The sequence below is a fragment of the Acinetobacter sp. BY419 genome (assembly GCF_019038395.1).
In the GTDB taxonomy this organism is placed as follows: Bacteria; Pseudomonadota; Gammaproteobacteria; order Pseudomonadales; family Moraxellaceae; genus Acinetobacter.
Genome location: NZ_JAGFXZ010000064.1, coordinates 1 through 3434 on the forward strand (window position 1 = coordinate 1; position 3434 = coordinate 3434).

The following is a 3434-nucleotide window of genomic DNA, read 5'->3' on the forward strand; positions in this document are numbered from 1 at the left end:
CAGAAAAACGAGTAAAAAAGTTCCCCATGGGGCCCTGCAACAGCAGAACCCGTTCAGAAAGTAATAAACGGTTTATATGGACGGACATAAAGAAATTAACCTATTTTTTTTAGCATATTATACAGGGTGAATAATACACGTTTATACCTATCGTTATAACTTACCGGCTGATCTAACTGTTTTTTTATAAATGCAATTACATCCTCAGGTCTGACCAGAGGGATACCCGACACCTCGGTATGCGCTAAATTATAGGTCGGATATTCTACAAGGGTGATATACAATAAATCGTCTAATGTAATATGTCTATTACGTCTTTGTGACAGGTACAGATCCTCAGTCAAGCCCCAGCCTGCATAGAAAGGCAATCCATAACAATAGACCTTTAGCCCACGAATCAAGGCTTCAAAACCACTGAGCGAGGTGATAAATAGATCTCGCTCATAAGTTGGATCTATAAAATATATGAGATATTTTGATTAAATTTAACTGGATCTAGGCTTTGGAATTTTTGATTATATTTAGTTAATTTATGGTTTAAAAATAGTCTGAAGGGTTGATGCGGCCTACAGGTTTAATTCTTTATTTTTAAGCTGAACAATCAATAGTTTTTAGTTTGATATTTGCAAAGCATCCAAATAAATCACCATCTCATCTACAATCAGAGAAAGAGAGGCAAGCCCTCTTTATCTAAGCCTAAAGAACAGATAAAACCATACTCCAAACCGAGAGCTTTTAAGTTTTTTTGCAACTAAAGTTGGTGCTCTGAAGGAAATTTTTTACGTTCCCAGTCTAGATAAAAGTTGCTTAATAAAAGTATTTTATCTGCATCTCAAAAAATCTAAATTCATAATTTGATTCAAAGATTTTTTCACTTAACATACGATAATTCAATATAAAAAAGTATAGTAGGATTAAAATCCCACTATACTTTTTTACTATTTATTTAAAAAGGTACTTAACCTTTCTAACTTGTTTGTTTTTAGAATCATTAAAAAACATAAATGGGTCATTTAATAGTTTCTTAAATTTTCTTTCATCTAAAAAAGGCTTAAAAATAAATGCAGATTTTTCTAGAACAACATTACTACTCTTTTTGTTTAATTTATCTTTATCCAGAGAATTTAATTTTGATGAGTTAGAGCTATTTTTTTTACTAAAGAAATAAAAACCATACTCAGAGAAGATCATTGAATTAATGTTACTATTTGGCTTAACCTTAACCTTTTCTCCAAAGAGATTTAAATTATAATAAGATAAATTTTTCATCATTGAAATTTTAGTGTCTTTTGAATAAACTCTTGATTCATAATCCCAATTAGCAAAACTATAAAAATGATTAATTAGGTAATAGAAGAATTTATTAATTTTCACCTTATCCACATAAGGATTTTCAATGCAATCAATAGTCTCATTAAGATTATTTGCTTGCATAGCCAGGCCCTCATCACTATAAAAGCTTTTACCCATACAAATTACGGGTTTATAATTTGCTAAAGCTATAACCCCCACCCCCGAGTTTAAAGTTAAAACAATATCACTAATATCTAGTAGGTCATATAACTTATAATCATCTACTTTCACCTTGTTTTCATAAGATAATAGATTAATTTGATTTAAAGGATGATTTTTAACCAATATATTGTAATTATTACTCATAGATAATTTTTCTACGTTATCTATAAAGCAATCATAATTGATAAGGTCTCCACAGAAAAACCTAGTAGTTGTATCAGTAATGCTCTGAAGAATAATTAAAATATTTTTCTTACCATTATCTAATACACTACGTAAATCTTCTATATCTTTATTTCCCTGAGGTTCTAAGTATCTAGATTTTTCTTTTAAATCGAGATAATACTCACTAACATTATATTCTGGTAATTCCTTCCAATTCTCAGAAAGATAAGAAGTACTTTCAGAACAAAACCCATTAACATCAAAGTAAATAGAATTTGGTAATGCTCCTCTTTCTACGCATACACAAACAATATTATTATCCCTTAAGAAGTCCCAAAGTTTCTTTAAAGTAATAGATCCATAAGGGTTTTGAAAGAAGACCTTTTGAGGTTTGTAATGCAATATTATCTCCCCAGTCAAATATACATCTTCTTCCCTAGGAATATCTACAATTAAGACATTATCCAAGGAGTTCATTACTTCATCATTAAAAAAAGTATTATTTCTACCTAAAAAAATATTTAAATTACTGTCATTTATTGGTATTGGATTAACTTTATATCTGTTTGAAACAATATCCTTTGCTTTTTTTTCTGCATAATCCATATTTACATTTCGAGAATATTGATCTTTCCAAGCATATTCAGGATGATAAATATGTACAGCATATATTCCTAACTTAGACACCCATTCTCCATGTAACTTGTATAAAGATCTCCAACCTTCATAAGCACTCGTACGATGAATTTTCCATTTTTTTGTTTCACTAAAATTAACTGGCTTTTGTAACTTACTATTGTGATTTAGTAATCTAAATATAAAATCTCGATCCTCCCCTCCCCATGAATTAAAAAACTCATCAAAAAGACCAATATGAAAACATAAACTTCTCTTAACAAGGATATTCGAGCCAACTATTGCGTAACTATCACATAGTTGATTAATCTCATCTGGATCAGTAAATTGCATTTCACTTACATAGTCATCAAACAAATTATTATATTTATTCTCATTTTCTATATTATCAATTAATTCAATAGATTTATTTTCATTTAAAAAAATTGTCGGAATAGAAGCGAAATTGAAAGGGGATTTTTCTAATTTTGGGATTAAATTGATTAGCTCATCATAAAAATATGTTTTATGAAAAAAATCTGCATCTTCAAAATAGATATACTTTCCAATAGCATTTTTAATCCCGGCATTTCTAGCTCTAGCTAATGAAAATGGCGCATCAACGGTATTGAGATGAATATATTTCCATTTTTTATTATTGCAAAGTTCATAAATTTTATCCGTCCCCATTACACTTCCATCATCAACAACAATAACTTCCACTCTAGAAGAAATTATATTTTTCAGTGTTAATCTTTCTAAAATATTATTCTGAAGCGTTTGTCTAACAGGAATAATAACTGATAATTCTATTTGATTCATTTTAACCCTATGCCAATTGATTAGAAATTATTAATTTAAATACTAGAGATCCAACGCGACTTTTGCAGCCACTGCAATCTGATAGATCACCTGGGTGATCCCACGCGTCATCTCGATACCTTTGGTCTGGGCTTTCGGCAGCACTAGAATCTCGTCGCCCTGCTGGATTTTTGCAGTTTTACTGACCAGCTCTGCTCTACCATTCTGCCGGATCACAATCACTTTGGATTTATTCGATTTCTGGCTAAAACCGCCCACCTGCTCGATATAATCCCTGGCATTCAGTCCGTTACTGTATTCAATCCCGTTCGGGAAAG

Annotated in this window: 2 protein-coding genes and 1 pseudogene; all 3 read right to left on the bottom strand. The window is 30.6% G+C overall.

What is annotated here, in order from left to right; translation table 11 throughout:
* Positions 1–95: 95 nt before the first annotated feature.
* Positions 96–401, bottom strand: coding sequence for a hypothetical protein (locus KUG37_RS14500; protein WP_254202717.1), 306 nt, complete (start codon positions 399–401; stop codon positions 96–98).
* Positions 402–942: 541 nt separating this feature from the next.
* The gene (locus KUG37_RS14505) at positions 943–3117 is read right to left on the bottom strand and encodes a glycosyltransferase (protein WP_216938375.1); all 2175 of its coding nucleotides are present in this window, start codon (positions 3115–3117) and stop codon (positions 943–945) included.
* Positions 3118–3159: 42 nt separating this feature from the next.
* Positions 3160–3434 (bottom strand): annotated as a pseudogene (locus KUG37_RS14510) (polysialic acid transporter); the annotation flags it as partial.